This window comes from Xanthobacter sp. BG11Y11_SDJG (genome assembly GCF_057364445.1).
Window position 1 is genome coordinate 1 of the sequence record NZ_JBNFNU010000771.1, and the last position, 882, is coordinate 882.

Annotated in this window: 1 pseudogene; it reads left to right on the forward strand. The window is 75.1% G+C overall.

The window, feature by feature from the left end:
- Positions 1 to 170 precede the first annotated feature (170 nt).
- A pseudogene (locus AC2W7M_RS26430) lies at positions 171 to 882 on the forward strand (hypothetical protein); the annotation flags it as partial.

Below are 882 nucleotides of genomic sequence, written 5' to 3' on the forward strand. Positions count from 1 at the left end.
GCCGCGGTGGACCGCCTCTACCGCCGCCGCCAGGCCGAGGGGCAGGACGCGCTCGTGGCGGTGCTGAAGGGCCGCTCCACCCTCGCCTTCACCATCGCCTTCAACCAGCCGGGCGCGGTGGCGCTCTTGGCCGACGCCATGGCGCGCTTCGTGCCGCCGCCGGGCTGGTCGTGTGCGACAATTCCACCGACGCGGAGGCGCGCGCCGCCATCGCCCGCATCTGCGCGGACAGGGGGATCGCCTACTGCCCGCTGCCGCCCGCGCCGTATCGCGGCGCGCGCAACGGCTCGCGCTCCCACGCGGTGGCGCTCAACTGGGTGTTCCACAATCTGGTGCGCCCGGCCGCGCCGGCGGTGTTCGCGGTGCTCGACCACGACCTCGTGCCGCTGGCCCCGGCCGACCTTGCCGCGCTGGTGCGCGGCCAGCCCTGCTACGGCCATGTGCGCCGCTCCGACCGGCCGGGCTCACCGGCCTGGTATCTGTGGCCCGGATTCAGCGTATTCGACTTTCGGGCAGTAGGCGCCCTGCCGCTCGACTTCGGCACCGACACGCCGCTCGGCCTCGACACCGGCGGACAGAACTGGCGCGTGCTCTATTGTCGGCTCGACCGCGCCGGGCTGCGGCGCGCCGCGGTGCGCAGCGTCCATCTGGCCGATGTCTATCCCCGGGCGCGGGGGGCGCAGGCGCGCGGCGCGCCAGCATGCTGCTCGACGGCTGGTTCCACATCGGCGGGGCGGGGCACCGGGAAGGGGGCCTCAGCGCCGTGGAGCGGCGCGCGCCGCGTTCGACGCCGATCCCGACGGGCCTCTTCGCCCGCCTCGTCGCCACCGCAGATCCACCGCCGGCCGGACGCAACCCGGCCTGATGCCCAGGGCACAAAGA